The following is a 25,909-nucleotide window of genomic DNA, read 5'->3' as shown; positions in this document are numbered from 1 at the left end:
GCTCATGCCGCCAGGAAGGCGACCGCCCCGCCGCGGGCCTCGGCAGCCCCGACAAAGAATCCCCCGGGCAGCTCGCGCACGGTGAAACCGTTGCCCACCACCAGTTTCCGCGCGGCGTCGAGATCGGCGACGGCGACGGCCTGGCCCCCGAGGTAGGGCAGTGCGGGCACCGGCTCCCCGGGCAGGACCGCCTCGAAGTCGGAGACCGCGACGATCTCCATCCGGCCCACTGTCAGCGGCAGGACCGTCAGCGGCGCCTCGGTCAGCGGCCGGACGTCGAGGATGCGGGCGTAGCGGTCGACGGTCGCCGCCAGTTCCGTGTCGTCCACGACGAGCAGCACGCTGTGCAAGTGGGTGGCGCCGTTGGCGTGGTCCAGGTAGCGGGGCTGATGGATCAGTTCGGGCGTCAGATGCCGGGCGATGTGGATCAGCCCCTCGGGGGTCAGCGCGCGGTCGAGGTGCACCGCCTCGAACCGCGCGGTCGCCGGGCCGTCGGGGGTGTCCACGTCGCGTTGCAGCGGCAGCACCCCGGACGACGACAGATCGGCCGCGCGCAGCCGGCGCTCGACCGCTTCGGCGTCCGCGCAGCCGAACGAGCAGCCGTGCAGACCCTCGTACTGTGCGATCAGGGGCCGGATCTGCCACGGATCGACCGAACCGTCCCCGAACAGCCCGAGCAGTTCCAGGTAGGTCGAGCCGAACAGCGCGCACCGGTTGCCCGCACCCATCGGTTTGCGCTCACCACCGGGCCGATCCGAGCCCATGTGCATGGACAGCGGCGTGAGGGTGAAGCCGAGCGCCTCGTATGTTCCGGCGGTGGCATCCATGTCGGTGGTGTAGAGGACGGAGTGGTCGATGCGATCGATGTCGGTCATGCTCAAAGGCTGGGCCGCCGTGGGGCACCTGTTCCAGTCACCGCCCGTTGATTGCGGGATTTCGACATATTGCCGTCTGCAATGGTGGAATCGCTCACCCGGCCACGCAACGGCTCCCGCCCAGACTGAGCACCGAATAGGGCGGAAGTATGTGTCGCGCTCAGCGGCGTGTTCGGGTGAGGGCTGCGCCGACTCGCTTGCTGTTACGGATGACCGGAGCGCTTTCCACGCCGCGGATGCCCGGCAGGTTGCCGATGCCCTGTTCGAGAAAGTCGTAGAGGGCGTCCACATCGCGGCAGGCCGCGAACAGCAGCAGGTTGGTGGGGCCGGTGGTGGCGGCGGCGAATGCGACGTCGGGATGCGCGGCGATCGCCTCGGCGGCCTGCCGCACCCGTGCCGGGTCGACGGTCAGCCACAGGATCGCCAGCGTCTCGAATCCCAGCAGTACCGGATCGATATCCACGTCGAAGAACAACGCACCGCACTCGCGTAACTGGGCCAGGCGGCGTTTGGCGGTCATCTCGGACCACCCGGTCGCCCGGGCGATGTCGGAGTAACCGACGCGACCGTCCTGCGCGAGGATGGCGAACAATTCCTCGTCGCCCTCCGCAGGCGCTGTCGACGCCTGTTGAGACGGGGCCAGTGCGGCGATCTGCTCGGCGGTGAGCGAGTCGGCCCGGCCGTGCCAGCCGGCCGGACCGCCCGCGAAGACACGCAGCAGGCAGTGCGCGGTGACGCCGGTGACCCGCGGCGTCTTCGGCAACTGCCCGAGCAGCAGGGCATCGCTCTCCCGAGAACTGCGGGTGCGGGTGACGCAGACGATCTGCGTGCCGCCCGAGGTGAGGCAGACCCACGAGGTATCCGGCCGCCGGGCCAGCGCATCGGCGACAGCCACCGCCGCGTCGGGGGTCACCTGGACCCGGACGAACCACTCCACCCACCCCAGTCGCCGGGCGTTCGGCAGGCCGACCACCCGCAGTTGCCCGGTGGCGCGCAGCCTGCGGTACCGCCGTGCGACCGTCTGATCGGACACGCCGAGCACCGCTGCGATGCGGCTGAACGGTGCGCGCCCGTCGATGTGCAGCGCGTGCACGATCGCGCGATCGATGTGGTCCAGGACCGGAGAACTCACCGGCGACAGCGTACTGCGGCCCTCCGCGACCGAATTCTCATCGTGGGCGTGCTCACCCACGGCGATCTTCCGGGCCACCTTCGGCGTGCCGCCGTACTTCCTGGCCGACTGCTCCGAAGCGGTGCCGCAACTCGGTCGCGAAGTGGTCGGCGAACTCGGCCGGATCGTCGAAATTACGCTCCGGATAGGGAAGCCGACCGGGCAATGTTCTTTGGTGTTTGAGCGTCGCGCTCGGTGGGTAATACCCCTGTGACCCGTTGTATGTACAGGTCACAGGGGTTGTTGCGCCCCCGGCAGGAATCGAACCTGCGACCTAGGGATTAGAAGGCCCTTGCTCTATCCAACTGAGCTACGGAGGCAGCGGGTTCTACGATGGCCGACATTGGCCGTGCTGTCCAGCGAGTCGATTATAGCGAGCGTCCAGGTGGCCGGATTCTTAGCGTTAGCAACGTTTCAGCCATCCCGAACAGTAGGTGACGCGCCGTGGTGATCGGGGCCAAGGATATCGGTACAAACCCGACCGGGCCACGGAATACTCGCCGAACTACGCTCAGTCGTATGTCCTCCGCCCCCACCTCGTCCGCCGCTCCCCGAGTCGAGGCCGCTCGGTCGGGGGCGACGTTCGGCACGATCACCGCGCTGGCCGGCGCCATCGCGGCCGTGGTCGCGGCGCTGGTGGTGGGGTTGTCGGCGGCGCAGGCACTGAGCCTGCTCGGCATCCCCGACCCGGGTCCGGCGACCACCTACGGACTGCCCGCGGTCCGGGCGCTCGCCGACCTGTCGGCCGCGCTGACAGTCGGCTCGCTGTTTTTCGCGGCCTTCCTGGCGCCGCCGCAGTCGAACGGGCTGCTGGACGTCGGCGGGTATCGCGCGGTGCGCAGGGCGTCGAATTTCGCGGTGGTCTGGGCGTGTTGCGCGGCGCTGCTGGTGCCGCTGACGGTTTCGGACACCACCGGACGGCCGGTGGGGGATGTTCTGCGCCCGCAGGAACTGTGGCAGGCGATCGATCGAATCGAGTTGGCCGGAGCTTGGCGGACGACCGTCGTTTTCGCCCTGATCGTCGCCGTGGGCTGCCGCCTCGCGTTGCGCTGGGGCTGGACTCCGGTCCTGCTCGGGGCCGCGATCGCCACCATGATGCCGCTGGCGTTGACCGGCCATTCCTCCTCGGGCGGGTCGCACGACGTGGCGACCAACAGCCTGATCCTGCATCTGATCTCGTCCGCCGTCTGGGTCGGCGGCCTGTTCGCGGTGCTCGCGCACGCCCTGCGCGGCGGTGCGTACACCGACGTCGCGGCCCGGCGTTTCTCGTCGACCGCCACGGTCGCCTTCGCCGTGATCGCGGTCAGCGGCGTGATCAACTCCTGGGTCCGCGTGCCGCTGGACGAACTGCTCTCCAGCACCTACGGCAGGCTGGTGCTGGCCAAGGCCGCCGCGCTGGCGGTGCTCGGTGTGTTCGGTTACGTGCAGCGCCGCGCCTCGTTGCCCGCCTTGGCGGCCGATCCCGGCGACCGGTCGGCCCTGGTGCGGTACGCGGGCGTCGAAGTATTGATCTTCGCCGCGACCATCGGCCTCGCGGTCGGGCTCGGCCGTACGCCGCCGCCACCGCCGGATTCCGTTCCGACGCCGGTCGAAGTGGAGCTGGGCTACAACCTGGCCGGGCCGCCCAGCTTCGCCCGCCTGGTGTTCGACTGGCGGTTCGATCTGATCTTCGGAACGCTGTCCATCGTGCTCGCGGTGCTGTACCTGCTCGGCGTGCGGCGGCTGCGAGCGCGGGGTGACGCGTGGCCGGCCGGGCGGACGTTCGCCTGGCTGTCCGGTTGTGTGGTGCTGCTCGTCGCCACCTCTTCCGGCGTCGGCCGGTACTCCCCCGCGATGTTCAGCGTGCATATGGGAGCCCATATGGCGCTGTCCATGCTCGCGCCGATCCTGTTGGCGCTCGGTGGCGCGGTGACGCTGGCGCTGCGCGCGCTGCCGCCGGCCGGCCGCGGTGGCGTGCCGGGTCCGCGGGAATGGCTACTGGCCGCGGTACACAACCCGGTCTCGCGTTTCCTGACCCACCCGATCGTGGCGTCGGCGATCTTCGTCGGCGGCTTCTACGCGCTGTACCTGGGCGGCATCTTCGACGCCTACGCCGACTCGCACGCGGCGCACCTGCTGATGAACGTGCACTTCCTGCTCAGCGGTTACCTGTTCTACTGGGTGGTGATCGGCATCGATCCCAAGCCGAGGCAGGTGGAGCCGTTGACCAAGCTCGCCATGGTGTTCGGCTCGCTGCCGTTCCACGCGTTCTTCGGCATCGCGCTGATGAGCATGACCACGGTGCTCGGCGGCTGGTTCTACCACGGCCTCGGTCTCGGCTGGAACGGCGATCTGCTCGGCGACCAGCGCACCGGCGGCAGCCTCGCGTGGGCGAGCGGTGAGGTCCCCCTGGTGGTGGTGATGCTGGCGTTGCTGATCCAATGGTCGCGCAGCGATCAGCGACTCGCGCAGCGCACCGATCGAGCCGCCGAACGCGACAACGACGCCGCACTCGCCGCACACAACGCGATGTTCGCCGAACTGGCCAAGCGAGATGGAGAAGTGCGTAAGTGAGTGAACGCGCCACCACGGTCTCCCCACACAGACCGGCCGGGCGGGTGGACCGGTCGGACGTGCGATCCGCACGCAAGCGGCTGGCGGGGCAGATCCGTAAGACGCCGGTCTTCCACACCTCCATCGCGAGCCCGTCCGGTCCCGTCCCGGTGACGATCAAGCTCGAGCACCTCCAGCACGGCGGGACGTTCAAAGTACGCGGCAGCCTCAACGCGCTGCTCGAGTCGGGCGCCGGGGTCGATCAGGTGGTGATCGCCTCCGGCGGCAACGCGGGTATCGCGGCGGCGCTGGCCGCGGCGCGGCTCGGAAAATCCTGCACCGTCGTCGTCCCGGAGACGGCGCCGCACACCAAGGTCGCCGCGATGTGGTCGCACGGCGCGGAGGTGCTCTGGCACGGCACCTGCTACGCCGAGGCCTTGCAGCACGCGACCGAGCTGGCCACCGAACGGGGCGCGCTGCTGCTGCACGGCTACGACCTGCCCGCGGTGGTCGCGGGCATCGGTGTGGTGGGGCTGGAACTCGAGGAGCAGGTACGTGGTCGGCCGCCGGTGCTGGCCGCGGTGGGCGGTGGCGGACTGGTCGCGGGCATCGCGGCCGCGGTCGGGCGGCGTCAGCGGGTGATCGGGGTGGAACCCGACGGCGCCGCGATCCTGCGCGCGGCGTTGGCGGCCGAGCGTCCGGTGGACATTGTCGGGTCCGGGATCACCGTCGACTCGCTGGGACCGACCCGGATCGGTGACATCGCACTCGACGTCGCCCGCCGCCACGGCGTGCGCTCGGTGCTGGTCAGCGACGACGCGATCAGCGCGGCGCGGGAATATCTGTGGCGCGAATTCCGCATCCTGGTGGAAGTGTCCGGCGCCACGGCGCTGGCCGCAGTGCACAGCGGCGTCTACGTTCCCGCGCCGGACGAGCGACCGGTCGTGGTCCTCTGCGGCGCCAATACCGACGTGGCGGTGTTCTGACCACGCGGGCGTGAAAGCTCGGTCTTCACATTTCGGGAAGTTGTGCACATTCCCGGATCGGATCGCTCGGGTCCGCGAAATCGGCGCACGCTGGAAGTGCCTCCTGGAGGGGGAGGACATTCCGGGCGGTTCCGGATCCGAATGTGAAGGAGCGTAGCTATGTACGAGGCGAATGCGACCGTGATCGGAACGATCGCCACCCATCCGGTCAAGCGTGATCTGACCAATGGCGAGCAGGTGGTCACCTTCCGGTTGGCAAGCAATTCCCGCCGATTGGACCAGACGTCGGGGCAATGGGTGGACAACGGCACCCTCTATCTCACCGTCAGCTGCTGGCGCAGGCTGGTGGCAGGTGTCGACGCGTCACTGCGGCGCGGCGATCCGATCATCGCCTACGGCCAGCTGCGCTCCCACGAGTACCGGAGCAAGGACGGTGTGGAGCGACGGGATCTGGAGATGCGCGCCACCGCGGTCGGACCGGACCTGTCCCGCTGTGTCGCGCACCTGACGCGGCTGTCCGACCTGCCGCCACGGAATACTTCCGCGATCGCGAGCGCTGAAGGTCAGGTGCCGGTGGGCGACGCGCCGGGGGAGAATATCGTTGCCGCCGATTCGGCACCGCCGCGCGGCAGCGCGCCCGAGCCGGTCGACGCTTGATCGCATGGCCGGTTTTCGTCCCGGCGGCAGGGTAGCTCTGCTTCGTCCCCCCATCTCTCGCACCGATAGGCTTCACACTTATGGCTGAGTTCATCTACCAAATGAAGAAGGTTCGCAAGGCGCACGGCGACAAAGTCGTGCTCGACGATGTCACCTTGAACTTCCTTCCCGGCGCCAAGATCGGCGTCGTCGGCCCGAACGGCGCGGGTAAATCCAGCGTGCTGAAGATCATGGCCGGACTGGACCAGCCGAACAACGGTGACGCGTTCCTCGCCGCCGGCGCCACCGTCGGGATCCTCCAGCAGGAGCCGCCGCTCAACGAGGAGAAGACCGTCCGCGGCAACGTCGAGGAGGGCATGGGCGAGATCAAGGTGAAGCTGGATCGCTTCAACGAGATCGCCGAGCTGATGGCCACCGACTACTCCGACGAGCTCATGGAGGAGATGGGCAAGCTGCAGGAGGACCTGGATCACGCCGACGCGTGGGACCTGGACTCCCAGCTCGAGCAGGCAATGGACGCGCTGCGCTGCCCGCCGCCGGACGAGCCGGTCACCAACCTCTCCGGTGGTGAGCGCCGCCGCGTGGCGCTGTGCAAGTTGCTGCTGAGCAAGCCCGACCTGCTGCTGCTCGACGAGCCGACCAACCACCTGGACGCCGAGAGCGTGAACTGGCTCGAACAGCACCTGGCGCAGTACCAGGGCGCCGTGCTCGCGGTCACCCACGACCGGTACTTCCTGGACAACGTCGCCCAGTGGATTCTGGAGCTGGACCGCGGCCGCGCCTACCCGTACGAGGGCAACTACTCCACCTACCTCGAGAAGAAGGCCGAGCGGCTCGAGGTCCAGGGCAAGAAGGACCAGAAGCTGCAGAAGCGGCTCAAGGAAGAGCTCGCCTGGGTCCGTTCCGGCGCCAAGGCCAGGCAGGCCAAGAACAAGGCTCGCCTCGGCCGGTACGAGGAGATGGCGGCCGAGGCCGAGAAGATGCGGAAGCTCGACTTCGAGGAAATCCAGATTCCCGCGGGCCCGCGCTTGGGCAACGTGGTGGTCGAGGTCGAGCACTTGGACAAGGGCTTCGGCGACCGTCAGCTGATCAAGGACCTGTCGTTCACCCTGCCGCGTAACGGCATCGTCGGCGTGATCGGGCCCAACGGCGTCGGTAAGACCACGCTCTTCAAGACCATCGTCGGGCTCGAGTCGCCGGACAGCGGCGAGGTGAAGGTCGGCGAGACGGTCAAGCTGAGCTACGTCGACCAGAATCGCGCGGGCATCGACCCCAAGAAGACGGTTTGGCAGGTGGTCTCCGACGGCCTCGACTACATCGAGGTCGGCCAGCAGGAGATGCCGTCGCGCGCCTACGTGAGCGCGTTCGGCTTCAAGGGCCCCGACCAGCAGAAGCCCGCGGGCGTTCTGTCCGGCGGTGAACGCAACCGGCTGAACCTGGCGATGACGCTCAAACAGGGCGGCAACCTGATCCTGCTGGACGAGCCGACCAACGACCTCGACGTCGAGACCCTCGGCTCGCTGGAGAACGCGCTGGAGAAGTTCCCCGGCTGCGCCGTGGTCATCTCGCACGACCGCTGGTTCCTGGACCGCACCTGCACCCACATCCTCGCGTGGGAGGGCGACTCCGACAACGAGGCCAAGTGGTTCTGGTTCGAGGGCAACTTCGAAGCGTACGAAGCCAACAAGGTCGAGCGGCTCGGCCCGGAAGCGGCCCGCCCGCACCGGGTTACGCACCGCAAACTCACCCGCGGCTGAGTTCGTCGGCGTAGGCGGGTGCACGGTGCGGCCGCACCCGCCCTACGTGTCGCACTGCCTGGATGCTGTGGCCGGGCGAGGTCGACAACGCCGCGAAAGCCCGGATTTCGGCGGACCCCACGGTTCGACTTCGGGCGGCGCAGGACCTCGCCTGTGGAGGGCCCCGGTCGGCGGTGGTTGCTGGGGCCATAGGGGGCAAGACAGGGACGTCGGACGCATATGTTCCCGGGGTGGGTCACTCGGATGCAGTTCGCCCCGCGCAGCGTAAACCTTGTTGGGCCTGGTCGGTGAGCGGGGAAGGGCTCCGACTGTTCGATATACGTCCGGGGCACCTTCACCGCCGCTGGATCTGGTGTCGGCGAGGTTTCTCCCTGCCAGGGTGCCCGCTGCCTGCTATGAGCGAGTGCGCGCTGCCTGGCGTTTGCTGGTGTGCCATGCGGGGCCGGTTGAGCCGGAGTTCGGGTCGAGAGCGAGGGCGACGGCCGCGGTGGGGTGGCGCGAAAAGTCTTTCCGGGGAACGCGGAACAGGAGTGACACCTACCCGCGCGTAGCTCGCTAGGGTGGGAGTCGTGAATGCGCAGGCGCAGTTCGAGCAATCGGTGGCTTCGACCGCCGACGCGGTGGTCGAGCTGACCCGAGGTACCGGTGCGGCGCCGCTGCCGCCACGGATACGACCTGTCGCGCTCACCTGACGTTCGCGGGTCCGACTTCTGTGCTGTGCCCGAGGTTGTCGCGTGTGATCTCGGCACACGAGCGGCGAACTCCGCCGTCGTGGTGAACCACCGGATGTGAAAAGGGAATTCACCCACGCGTCATCGGCGCACAGTTACTCTCGGACCGGCGTCACTTTGTTACGGAACCGATATCCGAGGGAGTTGGCGAAAAATGACCGTCTCGTCCGAATTGTCCAGCGCGGCGTGGGCCGCGGGTTTGCCGCAGTCACTGCGCGGCGAACTCGCGACGCTCGAGGAGGCGTACTTCCGCCACGTCGACGCGGGCGATGTGGACTGTGCGATCACCGGCATCACCCAGATCTTCCGAAGGCACTTGGAGTTGGCGGTGACGCGCCGCCCCGGTCGCGCACTGGTGCGGGTGTACCACCCGGACGACGGCTCCGGAATCGGTGCGGCGGTGCAGATCGTCACCGATGACATGGCGCTGCTGGTCGAGTCGATCAGCTCGTCGCTGAGCCGGATCGGCGTCAGCGTCAGCGAGATCATCCACCCGATCTTCGAGGTCGAGCGGGACGAGGAGGGGCGGCTGACGCACGCCGCCGCGCACGAGGTGGACGGCACCGGCGGGGCGGGACTGCGGGAGTCCTGGATGCACGTGCAATTGCACCCGTCGACCAGTGCGGCGCTGCTGGCCAAGGTCGAATCCGCGGTGCCGGACGTGGTGGACGACGTGCGTCAGGTGATCGGCGACACCGAGGCCATCGAAGACGTGCAGAGCAGACTGGCCGACGATCTCGAATCGGCCGCGCAATCCGGGTCCGCGCCGTTCCAGCCGACCGAACTGACCGACACCGCTCACTTGCTGCGCTGGCTGGCCGGGGGGAACTTCACCCTGCTCGGCTACGCGCGCTACCGACTGAGCACCGACCAGGGCCGCGAGATGTCCACCGTCGTGCCCGACACCTGCCTCGGCGTGCTGCGGCCCGACGTGGGCACCGACTTCCACGTGCCGGTCAACGGCGGTGACCGTCCGCTGCTCACGCTGACCCAGGGGCTGGTCCCCGCCACCGTGCATCGTGCGGTGTATCCCTATTTCGTCGGTGTCGCCGATTTCGACGCCGACGGAACCATCGTCGGTGAACACCTGTTCATTGGCGTCTTCACCGTCACCGCCGTGCACGAGAACGTTCTGGACATCCCGGTGATCGAACGCCGGGTCCGTTCGGCCATCGAGGAGAGCGGATTCGACCTGGACTCGTTCTCCGGTCAGTCCATGCTCGAGGTCATCCAGTCCTTCCCCCGCACCGAGCTGTTCTCCGCCGACAGCGAGACGCTGCGCCGCACCGCCACCGCCGTGCTGAGCGTCAGCCTGCGGCGCCAGGTGCGCCTGTTCCTGCGCGCGGACACCTATGGTCGCTATGTCGCCTGCCTGGTCTACCTGCCGCGGGACCGGTACACCACCAGCGCTCGGCTCGAGATGCAGGAGATCCTGGTCCGCGAACTGGGTGGCGTGTCCATCGACTACTCCGCGCGGGTGGGCGAAAGCGAGTTGGCGCGAGTGTATTTCACCGTGCGCATGCCGGAGGCCGAACTCGGTGTCCCGCGCCGTACGCCGCCCGGCGCCGATACCTCCGAGCCCACCAGGCTGCGCTTGCAGAACATGCTCGCCGAGGCCAGCCGCACCTGGGAGGACCGGCTGAACGACGAGGTGAGCACGTCGACGGTGCTCGATCCCGCGGTGGTGCAGCGATACGCGGAGGCCTTCCCCGAGGGTTACAAACAGGATTTCGCCGCGGCCCGCGCGCTGAGGGACATCGTGCGCCTGGAACATTTGCGAGACGGCGTCATCGATCAATATCTGTACCGGAAGCCGGATTCGGCGCCGGGCTCGTGGCGTTTCACGCTCTACGTCGGTGGTAGCGGCATCTCCTTGAGCCAGGTGCTTCCGCTGTTGCAGAGCCTCGGTGTGGAGGTGGTCGACGAGCGGCCGTACCAGATCGCGCTGGAGGCGGCGGCGGACGGCACCGGCGGTGAGCGGTGGATCTACGACTTCGGCCTGCTGGCCCGCCCGGAGCTGCTGCGCAGTTCGCTCGATCGCGATCTGGACGCCGAACTGCTCGAGTCCTCCAAGCGCGCCGACGTGCTGGAGGCGGAGGTGCGCGGGCTGCGGGAACGGTTCGTGGAAGCCTTCGCGGCCATGTGGTACGGCCGCGCGGAGGCGGACGGGATGAACGAGCTCGTGCTGCGTGCCCGGTTGCCGTGGCGGGCCGTGTCGATCCTGCGCACCTACGCGAAGTACTTGCAGCAGGCCGGTTTTCCGTACAGTCAGGCCAACATCTGCCGTGTGCTGCTCACCTATCCGGATATCGCGCGCCTGTTCGTCGACCTGTTCGCGGCGCGCTTCGATCCCGACACCGTCTCCGCCGAGCACGCCGCGGAACTGGAGACCCAGGTGCGCGGGCGGATCGACGAGGTGGTCAGCCTGGACGCGGACCGCATCCTGCGCGCGATCCTCGGCCTGGTCAAAGCGACGCTGCGGACGAACTTCTACGTGACCGACGCGGAAGGCAAACCGCGCGACTTCGTGTCGGTGAAGGTCGAGCCACGGGAGATCGCCGAACTGCCCAGGCCGAAGCCGCAGTTCGAGATCTTCGTGTACTCGCCGCGGGTGGAAGGCGTGCACCTGCGCTTCGGGCCGGTGGCCCGTGGTGGTTTGCGGTGGTCGGACCGTTTGGAGGATTTCCGCACCGAAATCTTGGGCCTGGTGAAGGCGCAGGCGGTGAAGAACGCGGTCATCGTGCCGGTCGGCGCCAAGGGCGGTTTCGTGGTGAAGCAACCACCCGCGGCCACCGGTGATCCGGTCGCGGACCGGCAGGCGCTGGGCGCCGAGGGTGTGGCTTGCTATCGCACGTTCATCTCGGGCCTGCTGGATGTCACCGACAACGTGGATCGCGCGAGCGGGGAGGTGCTTCCGCCCGCTCGGGTGGTGCGGCGTGACGGTGACGATACCTATCTGGTCGTTGCGGCCGATAAGGGCACTGCGACGTTCTCCGATATCGCCAACGACGTGGCTCAAAGTTATGGCTTTTGGTTGGGTGATGCGTTCGCTTCCGGTGGTTCGGCGGGTTATGACCACAAGGCGATGGGCATCACCGCCAAGGGTGCGTGGGAAAGCGTCAAGCGGCATTTCCGTGAGATGGAGATCGACACTCAGACCCAGGACTTCACGGTGGTCGGTGTGGGTGACATGAGTGGTGATGTGTTCGGCAACGGCATGTTGTTGTCCGAGCACATTCGTCTGGTGGCCGCGTTCGACCACCGCCACATCTTCCTCGATCCGATTCCCGACGCGGCGCGTTCGTACCGGGAGCGGCAGCGGTTGTTCGCGTTGCCGAGGTCGTCGTGGGCGGATTACGACACGTCGCTGATCAGCCCCGGCGGCGGTGTGTGGGATCGCACCGTGAAGGCCGTGCCGATCAGCCCGCAGGCCAGGGCGGCTCTCGGCCTGGGCGACGACGTCGTATCGCTGTCGCCGCCGGATCTGGTTCGCGCGATCCTGCTCGCTCCGGTGGATTTGTTGTGGAACGGCGGTATCGGCACCTACATCAAGGCGAGCACCGAGACCAACGCCGAGGTGGGCGACAAGTCCAACGACGCGGTCCGGGTCAACGGGGATCAATTGCGGGTCAAGGTGATCGGCGAGGGCGGCAACCTCGGCGCCACGGCCCTCGGCCGCATCGAGTTCAACCGCAACGGCGGCAAGATCAACACCGACGCGCTGGACAACTCGGCGGGCGTGGACTGCTCCGACCACGAGGTCAACATCAAGATCCTGCTCGACGCCGTGGTCTCCGGCGGTCAGCTGCCGCCGGACGAGCGCAATCCGCTACTGGCCTCCATGACCGACGAGGTCGCCCAGATGGTCCTGCAGGACAATGTGGCGCAGAACTTCCTCATGGGCATCTCGCGCACCGAGGCGCCGCAGATGCTCAGCGTGCAGACGCGGCTCATCGAGGAACTCGAACAGCGTCGCGGCCTGGACCGCGAACTCGAGGCGCTGCCCTCGGACCAGGAGATGAAGCACAGGCTGGAGGAGAACGCCGGACTGGCCTCGCCCGAGCTGGCCAATCTCATGGCGCACGTGAAGCTCTCGCTCAAGGCCGATCTGCTCGACTCCGACCTGCCCGACAGTCAATACTTCGCCGCGCGGCTGCCGGAGTACTTCCCCACGCCGCTGCGCGACCGGTTCGGAGCGGCGATCAAACGCCACCGGCTGCGCCGGGAGATCGTCACCACCATGATCGTCAACGAGATGGTGGACTACGGCGGCATCACCTACGCGCACCGGTTGAACGAAGAGGTCGGCGCCACCACCACCGACGCGGTGCGCGCCTTCGCCGCGGCGAGCGGAATCTTCGACCTGGACGAACGATGGGCGCGAATCCGCGCCTGTGACGCGCCGACCCCGGTCCGCGACCTGCTCGAACTGGAGACGAAGCGGACCCTCGACCGGGCATCCCGGTGGCTGCTGAGCAATCGCCCGCAGCCGATCGCGGTGGGTTCCGAGATCAGCCGGTACCGGGCCGACGTGCGGGAACTCGCCCCCAAAGTGCCGGGATGGCTGCGCGGGCACCACGTGTTCTCGCTCACCGACCGGTCCGCCGAGTTGATCGCTCGCGGTGCGCCGACCGACCTCGCCACCGAGGTGTTCGGTCTGCTCCACCTCTTCCCGCTGCTGGACATCGTGGATATCGCCGACATCACCGACCGGGACGGAGACGAGGTCGGGTCGCTGTACTACGCGCTCAACGACCACCTCAAGATCGACTGGCTGCTGCAGGCGGTCAGCCACCTCGAACGTGGCGACCGCTGGCACGCGCTGGCGCGGCTCGCGCTGCGCGACGACATGTACGGGTCGCTGCGCTCGCTCACGCTCGACGTGCTCTCCGGCGGCGACCCCGAGGAGACGGCGGACGAGAAGATTGCATACTGGGAGTCGAAGAATCAGTCCCGCCTCGGCAGAGCCAGGGCGGCGCTGTCGGAATTGTTCGAGTCCGGAACCCACGATCTCGCCACGTTGTCGGTTGCAGCGCGGCAAGTGCGGAGCATGGTGAGCGGGGTGGGCGCTCAATCGGAGGTACCACGTTGACGAGTTCGGTGAGCGGCAGCGGGAAGGTCGCGGGCAGCCTGGTGCTGCCCAAGCGGTTCCACGCCAAGGTGGATGTCAGGTGGTCGGACATGGACGTGTTCCAGCACGTCAACCATGCCCGGATGGTGACGCTGCTGGAAGAGGCGCGCATTCCGTGGCTGTTCGAGGACGGCCGCCCGACCGCACCGCTGCGCGAGGGGTGCGTCCTCGCCGATCTGCGTGTCCGCTATCGCGGTCAATTGCGGCACGAGGACACGCCGCTGGACATCGCCATGTGGATCGAGCAGCTGCGCGCGGTCGACTTCACCATCGGCTACGAGGTGCGGGCTGCGGGCGCGCTGCCCGACTCGCCCGCAGCCGTGGTGGCGTCCACGCAGATCGCGGCGTTCGACATGCGGGCGCAGCGGTTGCGCAGGCTCACCGACGCCGAGCGTGATTACCTGTCCGAATGGATGGACTGAGCGACCGCGTCGGTGGCGGCGGAGTGCTGACGGCGGAGCGGCCGTGATGGCGGAACAACGAGTGCTGCATGTGCCCGATCCGGCGGAGCGGGAGAATCTCGCGACGTTTCTGACCAGGGCCGTGCGGCTGGACCCCGGGGCGGTGGTGCGCCTGCGCCGCCGCGGGGAGAAATACGTCTCGGCCTGGGTGGCGACGGGTTTCGAAGCGCTGGCGATGCGCACCGTGGTCGCCGAACTCGGCGTCGACGACGTGACGGTCGGCGCCGACCTCGTGCTGGCCGGTTCGGCCGGTGGCAGTCCGATCGACCTCGGATATTCGATGGACTCCGCATGGCGCGGCGCGCTGCCACCCGTCGACGGTTTCGCACACGTCGACGACGTGCCCGCACGCACCCTGGTCGAGCTCGCCGAGCAGGGTGCGCAGCTGGCGAAGGAACACGGCAGCGGCCACGGCCCGCCCGCCTCGTTGCTGGATCAGGCGGTGCTGACCGTGTCCGGCGCGGGCACCCGGGTGCAGGTGCCGATGCGTGTCGTCTTCGCGCTCACGGCGATGGATTTCATCCCGCACTCGGGGGAGAAGGCCGACCCTCGCCGTATCCCAGCCGCCGAGATCGTCCGTGTCCGCGCGACCAGAACCTGGCTGCGACTCGACGCTCGCTACGGCTCGGTCGCGCGTCGGCTCGGCGGTGGAATTCCTCTGCTACCGCGTTGATCGCGTCGTTCGATGGTCGTCGCCGGGTGCGGCGCACCATCCGCGCCGGAGGGCGGTCAGCCGGGGATCGTCGCTACCGATCACCATTCGGGATGAGGTCGCGGGGCTCGGCCGCTCCGCTGCCTCCCACGAAGTGCTGGCGCGTTCATTCCTGCTCGCCCGCGATCCGCGGTGGGCGGCCGACCTCTCGACGGAGGGCAAGGCCCTACAGCCGCGTCGGACCGGTTCCCGCAGTGGAAACTGCCTTTCGGTCGGTTTGAAGGAATTGGTGCCGAGCGCATGTCGCTCCGGCCGCGGCGGTGCGAGGCCGTCCAAACGCGCGCTGTATCGCTCCGTCGCGTGAGTCGCCGGGTGACGATCACGGCCTAGCGGGGGTCGGCATCGAAAATACGCACATCGCCAGTTCTTTCGCTGCCGCTGGATCGGTGCCAATGCGGGCCGCGGACTGTAAACCCGAGTAGCACAGGAGCGCTCCGATGCGATCGATGGGACAGGCGGCGCCGTCGGCAGGAGGGGACGGCGCCGCCTCCTGCTGCGGGCACGGTGCCGCTCAAGGGACGCCGATGTAGCGGAGGACTGCCGTCGTCGCGGCTGCGGCGAGAATGACCAGCAGAATGGGGCGTCGGAACCATGCGACCAGTCCACCCGCGAAAACGCCTGCGGGCACGGCGAATCCGAGGTCTGCGGTGCCCAGCGGCAAGGTGGTGACGGCCACGAGCGCGGTGAGCAATACGACGGCGCCGATCTCCAGCAGCCACACCACCCGTTCGGGAAGGCGCACTCGGTCGCGGAGTGCGGGTCCGGCCCAGCGGAACGCGTAGGTGCCCGCGGCGAGAGCGACGACTCCGGCGGCCAGCATCACGCCGCTCCCCGCGCGGTCGCTGGTAGAGGCTTTTGCCGCGCCGCGACCAGCACCCCGGACAGGGCGAGCAGCACCGGCAGCCCCGTGGGCAGGAACGGAGCGCTGACCAGGGCGATCGCGGTGCCGACACCCACCGCGGCGAGGGTGGTCCGGTCACGCAGCGCGGGCAACACCAGCGCTAGCAGGACCGCGGGGAACACCGCATCGAGTCCGAGCGCCGAGGTGTCGGTGACCACCGATCCGATCAGCGCTCCGACGGCGGCGCCGCCGGGCCAGGCGAGCAGCACCCCAGCGCCGGTGATCCAGTAGGCCGCCCGTCTGCGTGGCGCGTCGGGCTGCGCGATGGTCATCGCGACGGACTCGTCGTTCATCAGATGAACGCCGAGCGAGCGGCGCCAGCCCGTGCCGACCGCGTCGGGAACCGACAGCCCGTACGGAACATGCCGCGCGTTCACCAGCAGTCCTGCCAGCACCGCCGCGATCGGGTTGCCGCCGGCGGCAACGATCCCGAGAAACAGGAACTCCGAGCTCCCGGCCAGCACCACGCACCCGAGCAGCACCGGCAGCCAGACCGGAAAGCCCGCCGCGACCGCGGTCGCGCCGTAGGAAATCCCGATCACACCGACGGCGAGGCACACCGCCCCGATCCCGAGCAGCGCATTCCGATCGAGTGTTCGCCATATCGAACGCATGTAGTTTATAGTGAACATGACGCCGCGCTTCGTCAATATGGTTTCCCGGCGAGAGCTCCGAAGGACACGCGCTGCGACATGTCCGCACCGCAACCATCCAGCACTCCAGCGCAACCACAACACCACGACCCCACGGCATAATCGCGGCACACGCGGCGCCGAAGGCGCTGCAAAACAAGCAGAGGTGGGTATGACGCAGCAGGACGCGACGACAACACCACAGGCGGTGATCGCCGCCGCGCTGCGCCGCGAGCGCACCAGGGCCGGACTCTCGCTGAGCGAGGTCGCCGGCCGGGCGGGTATCGCGAAATCCACTCTGTCGCAATTGGAATCGGGAACCGGGAATCCGAGCCTGGAGACCTTGTGGGCATTGTGCGTCGCCCTGGACATGCCGTTCTCCCGATTGCTCGACCCGCCGCGCCCGAACGTGCACGTCATTCGCGCCGGTGAGGGGCCGGTGGTGGCGGCCGAGCAGTCGGAGTACCGGGCGACGCTGCTGGCGGCCGGGCCGGCCAATTCCCGCCGCGACCTGTTCCGCATCACCGCGGAACCGGGGCATGCGCGGCGATCGGATCCGCATAGCGTCGGTGTGGTCGAGCACGTCCTGCTCGCCGAAGGGCGCGCGCTGGTCGGCCCCGTCGACGCGCCCGTCGAGCTGCACCCGGGCGACTACATCGCGTACCCGGGTGACCGACCGCACGTGTTCGAGGCACTGGCGTCGCCGACCTGGGCGACGCTGGTGGTGGAGTACACCTGATCGGTCAGGCGGCGCCTTCGTCGAGATACTGCAACCACACGGGGTCGAGTTCGGCGGTAGTGGACAGCAGGCGCCAGTGCGGGCCCTTCGGGGAGACCAGCGGGGCACGCAGCGTCCAGCCCAGCTCGCTGAGCAGTTTGTCGGCTTTGCGATGGTTGCACGGCGCGCAGCTGGCGACGCAGTTCTCCCAGGAATGTTCCCCACCGCGGCTGCGCGGGATGACGTGGTCGATGGTCTCGGCCTTGCCGCCGCAGTAGCCGCAGCGGTAGCGATCCCGGTGCATGAGCGCGGCGCGGGTCATCGGCACCCTGGCGCGATACGGAACGTGCACGTAGGTGCGCAGGCGGATCACCGAGGGAATGGCCACCGACGTATCGGCGGAGTGCACTACCGGCCCTTCGTCGTTGTGGTGAACGGCGTCGGCCTTGTCGCAGATGAGGAGGACGATCGCGCGGCGCGCGGACAATGCGGTGAGCGGCTCGTAGGTGGCGTTCAACAGCAACACCCTGGTCTTGAGCCAGTTCGTGCCCTCGGCGGGCGGGGCGGTCGGGCGGGGTCCGTGGTCGTGATGGCCACGATGTCCACCCGGATATCGTTCGGACAAGATGTGCAGCGGAGTAGCCCCCGACCCACAATTGTGGACGTCGGCGGGCTGGAGTTGTCGGTGCGCTCGCGCCTCATGTGATCGGGCGCCGTGCCGCTGCTTCATCTCGACCTCGATTTCATGATTGGCAGGATCATGTGGTATCTGCAAAGCAGAGACTGTCCCCCAGTTGACCATGGAATGTCGGGCATTGCACGGTGATTTTCAACAATGTCCGGTTAACTGTGGCTGAAGTGCCATTCCGGCGCGATGTTCCGGTTGCCGATCGGCGGCGCAAGGGCGGTACGGCGGCGGTGCCAGGGCGCGGGCACAATGGACAGCGGCGCATCCGGTGAAGCGAGAGGGTCTATGACTTCGGGCGAGCAAACGGCGACGTCGTTCTACGAGGCGGTCGGTGGGGCGGAGACGTTCCGGCGGCTCGTCGCGACGTTCTATCGCGAGGTGGCCGCCGATGAGGTGCTGCGCCCGCTGTATCCGGAGGAGGATCTCGGTCCGGCGGAGCGTCGTTTGCGGATGTTCCTGGAGCAGTATTGGGGCGGTCCGCGCACTTACTCCGACGAGCGCGGCCATCCCCGCTTGCGCATGCGGCACATGCCGTTCACCATCGGACCGATCGAGCGGGACGCGTGGCTGCGGTGCATGCGTATCGCGGTCGCCGAGATCGAGCCGGAAACGCTCGACGACGAGCACCGTAAGGCGCTGCTCGACTACCTGGAGATGGCTGCCAACTCGTTGGTGAACGCCCCGTTCTGACCACGGCGCAGCACCGCGGCGCTGGTGTGTTTTCTACCGCGTTGTGGTGGCGAAACATTCGCTGGTGAACCGCAGGTAGCGTGACGGTTACGTGCGAGAGGCGGAGCGGAGCAGCCTTTTTCGCCTGTGCGGGTGGCAGTGCTGGGTATTTGCCCGCCATTCGAAACTGTGTGCCGGGAGAAGGCTTTCGCCTCGAAACTTTGGCACTATTGCGGATGTGAGTGATGCACCAGCCTTAACGGCGCCGGTGGATCGCACCACGCAGTCGTGGTGGCGGTCGGCCGTGTTCTACCAGGTTTATCCGAGATCTTTCGCGGACTCGAGCGGAGACGGGGTCGGCGATCTCGGGGGAGTCCGGGACAAACTGGGCTACCTCGAACTGCTCGGCGTCGACGCGCTGTGGATCTGTCCCGTGATGCGTTCGCCGATGGCCGATGGTGGCTATGACGTTGCCGATCCCCGCGACATCGATCAGCTCTTCGGCGGTCTCGCCGCGATGGACGCGCTGATCGCCGAGGCGCATGCCCGCCGGATCAAGGTCACCATGGACCTGGTGCCCAATCACACCAGCGACCAGCATCCGTGGTTCCGCGCGGCGCTGGCGGCGGCTCCCGGCAGCCCGGAGCGCGATCGGTACATCTTCCGCGACGGACGCGGCCCCGGCGGCGCCGAGCCGCCGAACAACTGGCCGAGCATCTTCGGCGGCCCCGCTTGGACCAGGATCACCGAACCCGACGGCACTCCCGGCCAGTGGTACCTGCACATCTTCGCCCGTGAGCAGCCCGACCTGAATTGGGCCGACCCCGAGGTCGCCGCCGATTTCGAGCAGACGCTGCGGTTCTGGCTCGACCGCGGGGTGGACGGATTCCGGATCGACGTCGCGCACGGCATGGCCAAACCCGACGGTCTGCCCGACATGCCCGAGCTGTCCGTCTCGGCCCTGCTCGCGCACGACGACAGCGACCCGCGGTTCAACAATCCCGCCGTGCACGACATCCACCGCCGGATCCGCAAGGTGGTCGACGAGTACCCGGACGCGGTGACCATCGGTGAAGTGTGGGTGAACGACAACACCCGCTTCGGCGAGTACGTGCGAGCCGACGAACTGCACCTGGCGTTCAACTTCCGCCTCGCGGAATCGGCGTTCGACGCCGACGCGGTGCGTGACGCGATCGACAACTCGCTGTCGGCCGTCGCACCGGTCTTCGCCGTGCCCACCTGGACGTTGTCCAACCACGACATCGAGCGCGAGGTCACCCGCTACGGCGGCGGTGCGCTCGGCGTGGCGCGAGCGCGGGCGATGATCCTGCTGGAACTGGCGCTGCCGGGCGCGGTGTTCATCTACAACGGCGCCGAGCTGGGGTTGCCCAACGTCGACGACCTGCCGGACGATGTTTTGCAGGATCCGGTGTGGGAGCGCTCCGGCCACACCCAGCGCGGCCGCGACGGCTGCCGAGTGCCGCTGCCCTGGGAGGGCGCCGCGCCGCCGTACGGGTTCACCACCGGGACACCGTGGCTGCCGATTCCGGGCGACTGGGCGTCGCTGACCGTCGAAGCGCAACTCGAGGAGTTGGGGTCGACTTTGTCGCTGTATCGCCTGGCACTCGAACTGCGCGCGCTGCGGCCGGAGTTCGCCGGGGATCGCATCGAGTGGTACGGCAGCCCGGCGGGTTGTCTCGCCTTCCGCAGGCCGGGGGGACTGGTCTGCGTGCTCAACGCCTCGGACGCGCCCATTCAGCTACCGCCGGGAGACGTGCTGCTGGCCAGCGCACCGACCGACGGAGGTCAGCTGGCGCCGAACGCGACCGCCTGGTTGGTCTGAGGCGCGTCGGAAAGTCCCAGCTCGGAGCCGATGCAATCGACACGGAGGGCGATCCGGCTCGACCGGACGGAGAACTACTACAGAGGATCGTCTACCTTTGATCCGTGAGCATTCTCGAGACAGTGCTGATCTTCGCCGGCATACCGCTGGTGATCTACGGCATCATCGCCGGATTGTCGTTCCTCGGTAAGCCGCTGCCTGGCGAGAAGCCGGTCCACTTCGCCCTCGGCCAGAAGTGGACCGCGTCGCCGGTGCTGTGGAGTGCCACCGAAGAGGTGATCGGCTCGGGTCACCATTTCGCGGAAACGCCGCATGAGCAGCATGCGGCCATCGAGTCCACGGCGGTGGAGCTGATCGGAGGACGGGCAAGTGGCAGGTTCTAAGTGGCCCGCGGTGGTCGAAGCCGATTTGCCGCACGGATACGCGATCACCAGCAGCGGACGCGTCTCCGGCGTGCACGAGGCGGGCGATGTGTTCAAGGAGGCGCCGTTCAACGACGTGGAGCGGCTCACCATGGACAACGTGCTCACCGAGGCGACCCGCGCGACGAAGGTGCGCTTCAACGTCTACATCGGCGATCTGGGCGAGGACCCGGCCGCGTCCGCGGACGCGATCTTCCCTGGCACGCCCGAGGCGGCGCACTCGGTGCTCATCGCCGTCTCGCCCAACGAGAAGGCGATCGAGGTGCGCTCGGGCCGGGCGGTCGCCGACCGTGCGAACGATCGCGTCTGCCAGCTCGGCGTCACCGCCGCGCTGAGCTCGTTCCGGCAGGGCCAGTTGATCGACGGCGTGGTCTCGGCCGTCCGCGTGATGGCCGCCGCCATCGGCAGGTAGCTGTTTCACCTGCAGCGACTGCGGCGCTGGGGTTCGCGGCCCTCTTGTGGCTCCGAACGGTGAATGCGCGGTCTCGCTTCGCTCGTAAGACGTGGTGTGGCCGCTGCGGTTGCGCACCGCGATAGCTGCCGTAAGTCCGGCGCGTCCACCCGACCAGGGTGGACGCGCCGGTTTCGTCTACGGCTGTGCGTCGAAGGCGCGGGCCCGCAGCGAGCGTTCGATCCCCGCCTTGCCCTCGCTGACCAGCCGGCGCAGCGCCGGGGGATGATCGCCGGCCAGGAACTTGTCGGCGACGGCCACCGCGTCCTCGCTGATCGCCCAGTGCGGGTAGAGGCCGACCACCACGGTCTGGGCGACCTCGCTGGAACGACGCTCCCAGACGCCGGGCACCTCGGCGAAATACCGCTCCACGTAGGAGGCGAGCAGCTCACCCTGCCCGGCGGGCGCGAAGCCACCGACGATCGAGCGGGCGGTGATGTTGGGTACCGAATCGTCGCCCATCACCGTCGCCCACGCCTGCTCCTTCACCTCGGCGATCGGACGCGCCGTCGCTGCGGCGGCCGCCTGCCGCTTGCCCGCGGCCGTGGGGTCGTTGGCCAGCTCCTCATCGATGACCGGAGTGTGCAGCCCCTCGGCGTCGATCTCGCCCGCCGCCGCGAGCGCCGACACGATCCGCCAGCGCAGGTCGGTATCGACCACCAAGCCGGGCAATCCGACCTTCGCCGGGTCGCCGTCGCGCAGCTCGCTCAGCACCTCGGTGTGCCAGGCCGACAACTTCGCGCCGGTCAGCGCGTTGACGAAGGCCAGCTGGTGGTCGGAGCCGGGTTCTGCTTCGCGCGCCAGCTCCAGCAGCCTGTTCGCGTATTCCGGCCAGCCGGTGGTCGCGGCCCATTCCGGCTCGGCGTAGCTGCCCAGCGCGGTGTTGGCCTGCATCAACAGCCGTTGCACCACACCGATCTCGCTCTCGGCGCCGACTCCACGCTCGACCAGCGCGACGAAATCACGGGCACGGAACTCGGCCTGGCGCGTCATCTCCCAGGCCGCCGACCAGGCGAGCGTGCGCGGTAGCGGCTCCGCGATGTCGGCGATGCGGTTGACCAGCACGTCGAGCGAACCGGCGTCGAGGCGGATCGAGCAGTAGGTGAGGTCGTCGTCGTTGACCAGCACGAACTGGCCGCGCGGCACGCCGGCCAGCTCGGGTACCTCGGTGCGTTCGGCGGCGTCGAGGTCGAGCTCGACGCGCTTGGTGCGCACCAGTTTTCCGTCCTTGTCGTCGTAGACGCCGACCGCGAGACGGTGCACGCGCCGCTCGCCCGCGCCCGGCTGTGCCCCCTCCTGCACGACCGCGAACGAGGTGAACCTGCCCTCGGCGTCCACCTCGAAGTCGGGGCGCAGGATGTTCAATCCGGTGGTCTTGAGCCACTGCGCACCCCAGGTGGACAGGTCGCGGCCGGACGACTTCTCCAGCGCCGACAGCAGATCGTCGAAGGTGGCGTTGCCGTAGGCGTGGTCGGCGAAGTACGAGCGCAGGCCCGCCAGGAACGGCTCCAGCCCGACATACGCGACGAGCTGCTTGAGGACGCTGGCGCCCTTGGCGTAGGTGATGCCGTCGAAGTTGACCTCGACCGCGGCGAGATCGGGGATGTCCGCGGCGATCGGGTGGGTGGAGGGCAGCTGGTCCTGCCGGTAGGCCCAGGACTTCTCCACGTTCGCGAAGGTGGTCCAGGCGTTGGTGTACTCGGTGGCCTCGGACTGGCACAGCACCGACGCGAACGTGGCGAACGACTCGTTCAACCACAGGTCGTCCCACCATTTCATGGTGACCAGGTCGCCGAACCACATGTGCGCCATCTCGTGCAGCACGGTCTCGGCGCGGCGCTCGTAGGACGCCCGGGTGACCTTGGACCGGAAGACGTAGTCCTCCAGGAAGGTCACCGCGCCCGCGTTCTCCATCGCGCCCGCGTTGAATTCGGGGACGAACAGCTGGTCGTACTTGCCGAACGCGTACGGCACGCCGAAGTTGCGGTGGTAGAAGCCGAAACCCTGCTTGGTCTCGGTGAACAGCCGCTCGGCGTCCATGTGCTCGGCGAGCGAGGCGCGGCAGTAGATGCCGAGGGGGATATCGCCGTGGTCGTCGGTGTAGACGTCGGTCCACTGCGCGTACGGGCCCGCGATGAGCGCGACCAGGTAGGTGCTCATCTTCGGGGTGGTGCGGAAGACGTGCTTGCCCGGCTCCGCCACGAGCGTCTGCACCACGGCCGCGTTGGAGACGACCTGCCAGTCCTCCGGTGCGGTGACGGCGATGTCGAAGGTGGCTTTCAGATCCGGCTGATCGAAGCAGGCGAACATCCGCTTGGCGTCGGCGGTTTCGAACTGCGAGTACAGGTACACGGCGTCGTCGGCGGGGTCGACGAACCGGTGCAGACCCTCGCCGGTGTGCGAGTACTCGCAGTCGGCCTCGACCACCAGCTCGTTGTGCTCGGCCAGGTCGGTCAGCGTGATCCCGGTCGACTCGTCGTAACCGGAGACGTCCAGCGCGGTCCCGTTGAGCACCGCCGAGCGCACGCCGCGCGCCACGATGTCGACGAATGTGCTCGCGCCCGGTGTCGCGCCGAAGGTCACGGTGCTGCGGGAGAAGAAGGTCTGCTCGCCCGGTTTGCCCGCGCCGTCGGTCAGATCCAGCTCGACGCGGTAGTTCTCGACCGACACCGTCGCGGCGCGTTCGATCGCCTGGTCGCGAGTGAGGTTGGGTGCGGACATAAGGCTCCTTCGTGGTCGAAGAACTGGCACGGGCAAAACCCACAATGCCACCTCGGGGTGGCAGGCCGCGCGGGACTTTCCCGATCAACCCTAATGTTCGCGGCACTTACGCACCGGTGCGCTGTGTGCGGCGGACGGCGCGGCGGCGGTGCTCGGGGGCGGCGGTATTGTGCCTGGTACAGCGCAGGTTCACCCCAGGGATTCGGAGGCTCGACGTTGAAGCATGTGCACGCCGGGAAGGTGCGTGACCTGTACGAGGACGGTGACACGCTGGTGCTGGTCGCGTCCGACCGGGTTTCGGTGTACGACGTGGTGCTGCCGACGCCGATCCCGGACAAGGGCGCCCTGCTCACGCAGTTGTCCAACTGGTGGTTCGAGTACTTCACCGATGTGCCCAACCATGTGGTCTCGGCCACCGACGTGCCCGCCGAGTTCGCCGGTCGCGGCATTCGGGTGAAGCCGCTGAAGATGGTGCAGGTGGAATGCATCGCGCGCGGTTACCTGACCGGGTCCGGGCTGGTGGAATACCGGCAGACGGGCTCGGTGTGCGGGATCGCGCTGCCGCCCGGTCTGCGCGAGGGCGACAAACTGCCGGAGCCGATCTTCACACCGACCACCAAGGCGTCCGAGGGGCACGACGAGGCGATCACCTTCGCGGACGTGGTGAACCAGGAGGGACGCGAGGTCGCCGAGCGGCTGCGCGAACTCACTTTGCACATCTACGCCAGGGGCGCCGCGCACGCCGCCGAACGCGGTGTCATCGTCGCCGACACCAAGGTCGAATTCGGCTGGGACGGCGATGTGCTCACTCTCGGCGACGAAGTGCTCACCTCCGATTCGTCGCGTTTCTGGCCTGCCGACGAGTGGGAGCCGGGCCGCGCGCAGCGCTCGTTCGACAAGCAGTTCGTCCGCGACTGGTCCACCTCCACGGGCTGGAACAAGGAGGCGCCCGGCCCGGAGATCCCGGCCGATGTCGTCGCGGCGACCCGCCAGAAGTACGTGGAGGCCTACGAACTCATCACCGGCCGGACCTGGGCGGGCGTGCCGCGATAGCGGTCAGTCCGCGAGCAGCTCGGTCAGCCGGTCCAGGCAGGGCCGCTGCCCCGCGACGAGCTTGTCTCGCGCGGTGGGTGCGTCGAACCAGTCCGTGCGGTCGATCTCGGGGAACTCCGCGAGGCGGCCGGAGCGCGGCGGCCATTCGAGCTGGAAGGTTCCCGGTACCACGGCGGCGGGATCGAGGTCGCCTTCGACGGCCCAGACGGTGAGCACCTTCTTGCCGCTGCTGTAACGCACCTCGCCCAACGGCAGCCACGTGCCGTCCGGGACCGGCAGCCCGAGTTCCTCGGCGAACTCCCGGCTCGCCGCGACCTCGGCGTCCTCCGTCTCCGGCTCGTACTCGCCCTTCGGAATCGACCACGCGCCCAAGTCTTTTCGCGCCCAGAACGGGCCGCCCATGTGTCCGAGCAATACTTCGACGGCGCCGTCGGGGTTCCGGCGGAAGAGAAGGACTCCCGCACTGTGTTTGCCTGCCACACCGGGTAGTCTGCCCGGTCGCGATCGGACGAGTGCCCCGCATGCTGGTGCCCGGCGCGCCGCCGGAGCAGACACTTCCGACGAACGCATCGTCGGCTTCCGGTCTCGCCGAGCCGGGAACCGTGCAGCCGCCCATCTGAAGCAGGCGCAGCGAGGTCGCGCGAAACTGTGCGGACGCGGACGCCGCATGTGGTGCCGCACGTGCACGGGCAGGTACGAAACCCCGCACGATCCGGTCACGACACCTGGTCGCTCGCCGGCATTCGGCGCCGTCCGAAGTCCAACGCCGGTTTGGACCGCGACGAGCTCGGATCACCG

The 25,909-nt window shown here is 68.2% G+C and carries 21 protein-coding genes and 1 tRNA gene; 14 read left to right on the top strand and 8 right to left on the bottom strand.

The window, feature by feature from the left end; genetic code table 11:
• Positions 1 to 2 precede the first annotated feature (2 nt).
• The 3 genes from ABZ824_RS33950 to ABZ824_RS33940 form a co-directional block, all read right to left on the bottom strand.
• Positions 3 to 875, bottom strand: a complete 873-nt coding sequence (locus ABZ824_RS33950) for a VOC family protein (protein ID WP_356968272.1) — start codon at positions 873 to 875, stop codon at positions 3 to 5.
• 160 nt (positions 876 to 1,035) lie between these two features.
• Entirely contained in the window at positions 1,036 to 2,007 is a 972-nt protein-coding gene (locus tag ABZ824_RS33945; protein ID WP_355075907.1) for an Lrp/AsnC family transcriptional regulator, read from the bottom strand.
• Between the two features lie 285 nt (positions 2,008 to 2,292).
• A tRNA-Arg gene (locus tag ABZ824_RS33940) sits at positions 2,293 to 2,366 on the bottom strand.
• 199 nt (positions 2,367 to 2,565) lie between these two features.
• On the opposite strand from ABZ824_RS33940, the gene ABZ824_RS33935 reads away from it, so the two are divergent.
• From ABZ824_RS33935 to ABZ824_RS33900, 8 genes are all read left to right on the top strand, one after another.
• Positions 2,566 to 4,599, top strand: a complete 2,034-nt coding sequence (locus ABZ824_RS33935) for a cytochrome c oxidase assembly protein (protein WP_356968269.1) — start codon at positions 2,566 to 2,568, stop codon at positions 4,597 to 4,599.
• Positions 4,596 to 5,564, top strand: a complete 969-nt coding sequence (locus tag ABZ824_RS33930) for a serine/threonine dehydratase (protein WP_356968267.1) — start codon at positions 4,596 to 4,598, stop codon at positions 5,562 to 5,564. The genes ABZ824_RS33935 and ABZ824_RS33930 overlap by 4 nt, the downstream gene beginning before the upstream one ends.
• A gap of 159 nt (positions 5,565 to 5,723) precedes the next feature.
• Positions 5,724 to 6,221, top strand: a complete 498-nt coding sequence (locus tag ABZ824_RS33925; protein ID WP_356968265.1) for a single-stranded DNA-binding protein — start codon at positions 5,724 to 5,726, stop codon at positions 6,219 to 6,221.
• A gap of 80 nt (positions 6,222 to 6,301) precedes the next feature.
• Positions 6,302 to 7,978: an energy-dependent translational throttle protein EttA gene (gene ettA / locus ABZ824_RS33920; RefSeq protein WP_039796561.1), complete on the top strand. Its 1,677-nt coding sequence runs from the start codon at positions 6,302 to 6,304 to the stop codon at positions 7,976 to 7,978.
• Between the two features lie 569 nt (positions 7,979 to 8,547).
• Positions 8,548 to 8,670: a hypothetical protein gene (locus ABZ824_RS33915; protein ID WP_355075915.1), complete on the top strand. Its 123-nt coding sequence runs from the start codon at positions 8,548 to 8,550 to the stop codon at positions 8,668 to 8,670.
• Between the two features lie 193 nt (positions 8,671 to 8,863).
• Positions 8,864 to 13,801: an NAD-glutamate dehydrogenase gene (locus ABZ824_RS33910; RefSeq protein WP_356968263.1), complete on the top strand. Its 4,938-nt coding sequence runs from the start codon at positions 8,864 to 8,866 to the stop codon at positions 13,799 to 13,801.
• 8 nt (positions 13,802 to 13,809) lie between these two features.
• Complete coding sequence (locus ABZ824_RS33905) at positions 13,810 to 14,262, top strand: thioesterase family protein (protein ID WP_356968364.1); 453 nt, start codon at positions 13,810 to 13,812, stop codon at positions 14,260 to 14,262.
• Between the two features lie 46 nt (positions 14,263 to 14,308).
• Positions 14,309 to 14,974: a hypothetical protein gene (locus ABZ824_RS33900; protein WP_355075919.1), complete on the top strand. Its 666-nt coding sequence runs from the start codon at positions 14,309 to 14,311 to the stop codon at positions 14,972 to 14,974.
• 550 nt (positions 14,975 to 15,524) lie between these two features.
• Here the strand turns inward: ABZ824_RS33900 and ABZ824_RS33895 are convergent.
• On the bottom strand, positions 15,525 to 15,833 hold the full coding sequence (locus tag ABZ824_RS33895) for an AzlD domain-containing protein (protein WP_356968260.1): 309 nt from the start codon (positions 15,831 to 15,833) through the stop codon (positions 15,525 to 15,527).
• Complete coding sequence (locus tag ABZ824_RS33890; RefSeq protein WP_355075923.1) at positions 15,833 to 16,528, bottom strand: AzlC family ABC transporter permease; 696 nt, start codon at positions 16,526 to 16,528, stop codon at positions 15,833 to 15,835. The genes ABZ824_RS33895 and ABZ824_RS33890 overlap by 1 nt, the downstream gene beginning before the upstream one ends.
• Positions 16,529 to 16,718: 190 nt before the next feature.
• Between ABZ824_RS33890 and ABZ824_RS33885 the strand changes: the two genes are divergently transcribed.
• Positions 16,719 to 17,285: an XRE family transcriptional regulator gene (locus tag ABZ824_RS33885; protein WP_356968258.1), complete on the top strand. Its 567-nt coding sequence runs from the start codon at positions 16,719 to 16,721 to the stop codon at positions 17,283 to 17,285.
• Positions 17,286 to 17,289: 4 nt separating this feature from the next.
• Here ABZ824_RS33885 and ABZ824_RS33880 read toward each other — a convergent pair whose 3' ends face one another.
• Positions 17,290 to 17,994, bottom strand: coding sequence for an HNH endonuclease (locus ABZ824_RS33880; RefSeq protein ID WP_355075927.1), 705 nt, complete (start codon positions 17,992 to 17,994; stop codon positions 17,290 to 17,292).
• A gap of 243 nt (positions 17,995 to 18,237) precedes the next feature.
• Here ABZ824_RS33880 and ABZ824_RS33875 point away from each other — a divergent pair, with 243 nt between their 5' ends.
• The 4 genes from ABZ824_RS33875 (at position 18,238) to ABZ824_RS33860 (ending at position 21,298) form a co-directional block, all read left to right on the top strand.
• Complete coding sequence (locus ABZ824_RS33875) at positions 18,238 to 18,642, top strand: globin (RefSeq protein WP_195043276.1); 405 nt, start codon at positions 18,238 to 18,240, stop codon at positions 18,640 to 18,642.
• Positions 18,643 to 18,889: 247 nt separating this feature from the next.
• On the top strand, positions 18,890 to 20,464 hold the full coding sequence (locus ABZ824_RS33870) for an alpha-amylase family glycosyl hydrolase (RefSeq protein ID WP_356968362.1): 1,575 nt from the start codon (positions 18,890 to 18,892) through the stop codon (positions 20,462 to 20,464).
• A 104-nt stretch (positions 20,465 to 20,568) separates the two neighbouring features.
• A complete protein-coding gene (locus ABZ824_RS33865) occupies positions 20,569 to 20,847 on the top strand; it encodes a hypothetical protein (RefSeq protein ID WP_355075930.1) in 279 nt (92 codons plus the stop codon).
• The gene (locus ABZ824_RS33860; RefSeq protein WP_355075932.1) at positions 20,834 to 21,298 is read left to right on the top strand and encodes a DUF5130 domain-containing protein; all 465 of its coding nucleotides are present in this window, start codon (positions 20,834 to 20,836) and stop codon (positions 21,296 to 21,298) included. Before ABZ824_RS33865 ends, ABZ824_RS33860 begins: the two co-directional genes overlap by 14 nt.
• A 177-nt stretch (positions 21,299 to 21,475) precedes the next feature.
• On the opposite strand, the gene pepN is transcribed toward ABZ824_RS33860, so the two are convergent.
• Positions 21,476 to 24,058 carry an aminopeptidase N gene (pepN, locus tag ABZ824_RS33855; RefSeq protein WP_356968255.1) on the bottom strand — a complete coding sequence of 861 codons (2,583 nt, stop codon included), beginning with the start codon at positions 24,056 to 24,058 and terminating at the stop codon, positions 21,476 to 21,478.
• A gap of 216 nt (positions 24,059 to 24,274) precedes the next feature.
• Here pepN and ABZ824_RS33850 point away from each other — a divergent pair, with 216 nt between their 5' ends.
• Positions 24,275 to 25,111, top strand: a complete 837-nt coding sequence (locus ABZ824_RS33850; protein ID WP_355075936.1) for a phosphoribosylaminoimidazolesuccinocarboxamide synthase — start codon at positions 24,275 to 24,277, stop codon at positions 25,109 to 25,111.
• Between the two features lie 3 nt (positions 25,112 to 25,114).
• On the opposite strand, the gene ABZ824_RS33845 is transcribed toward ABZ824_RS33850, so the two are convergent.
• On the bottom strand, positions 25,115 to 25,591 hold the full coding sequence (locus ABZ824_RS33845) for an NUDIX domain-containing protein (protein WP_356968253.1): 477 nt from the start codon (positions 25,589 to 25,591) through the stop codon (positions 25,115 to 25,117).
• Positions 25,592 to 25,909 lie beyond the last annotated feature (318 nt).

This window comes from Nocardia sp. NPDC047038 (genome assembly GCF_040644075.1).
GTDB classification, from domain to species: domain Bacteria; phylum Actinomycetota; class Actinomycetes; order Mycobacteriales; family Mycobacteriaceae; genus Nocardia; species Nocardia sichangensis.
The sequence above is the reverse complement of the archived record's forward strand: the minus strand, read 5'-3'. Positions and strand labels throughout refer to the sequence as shown.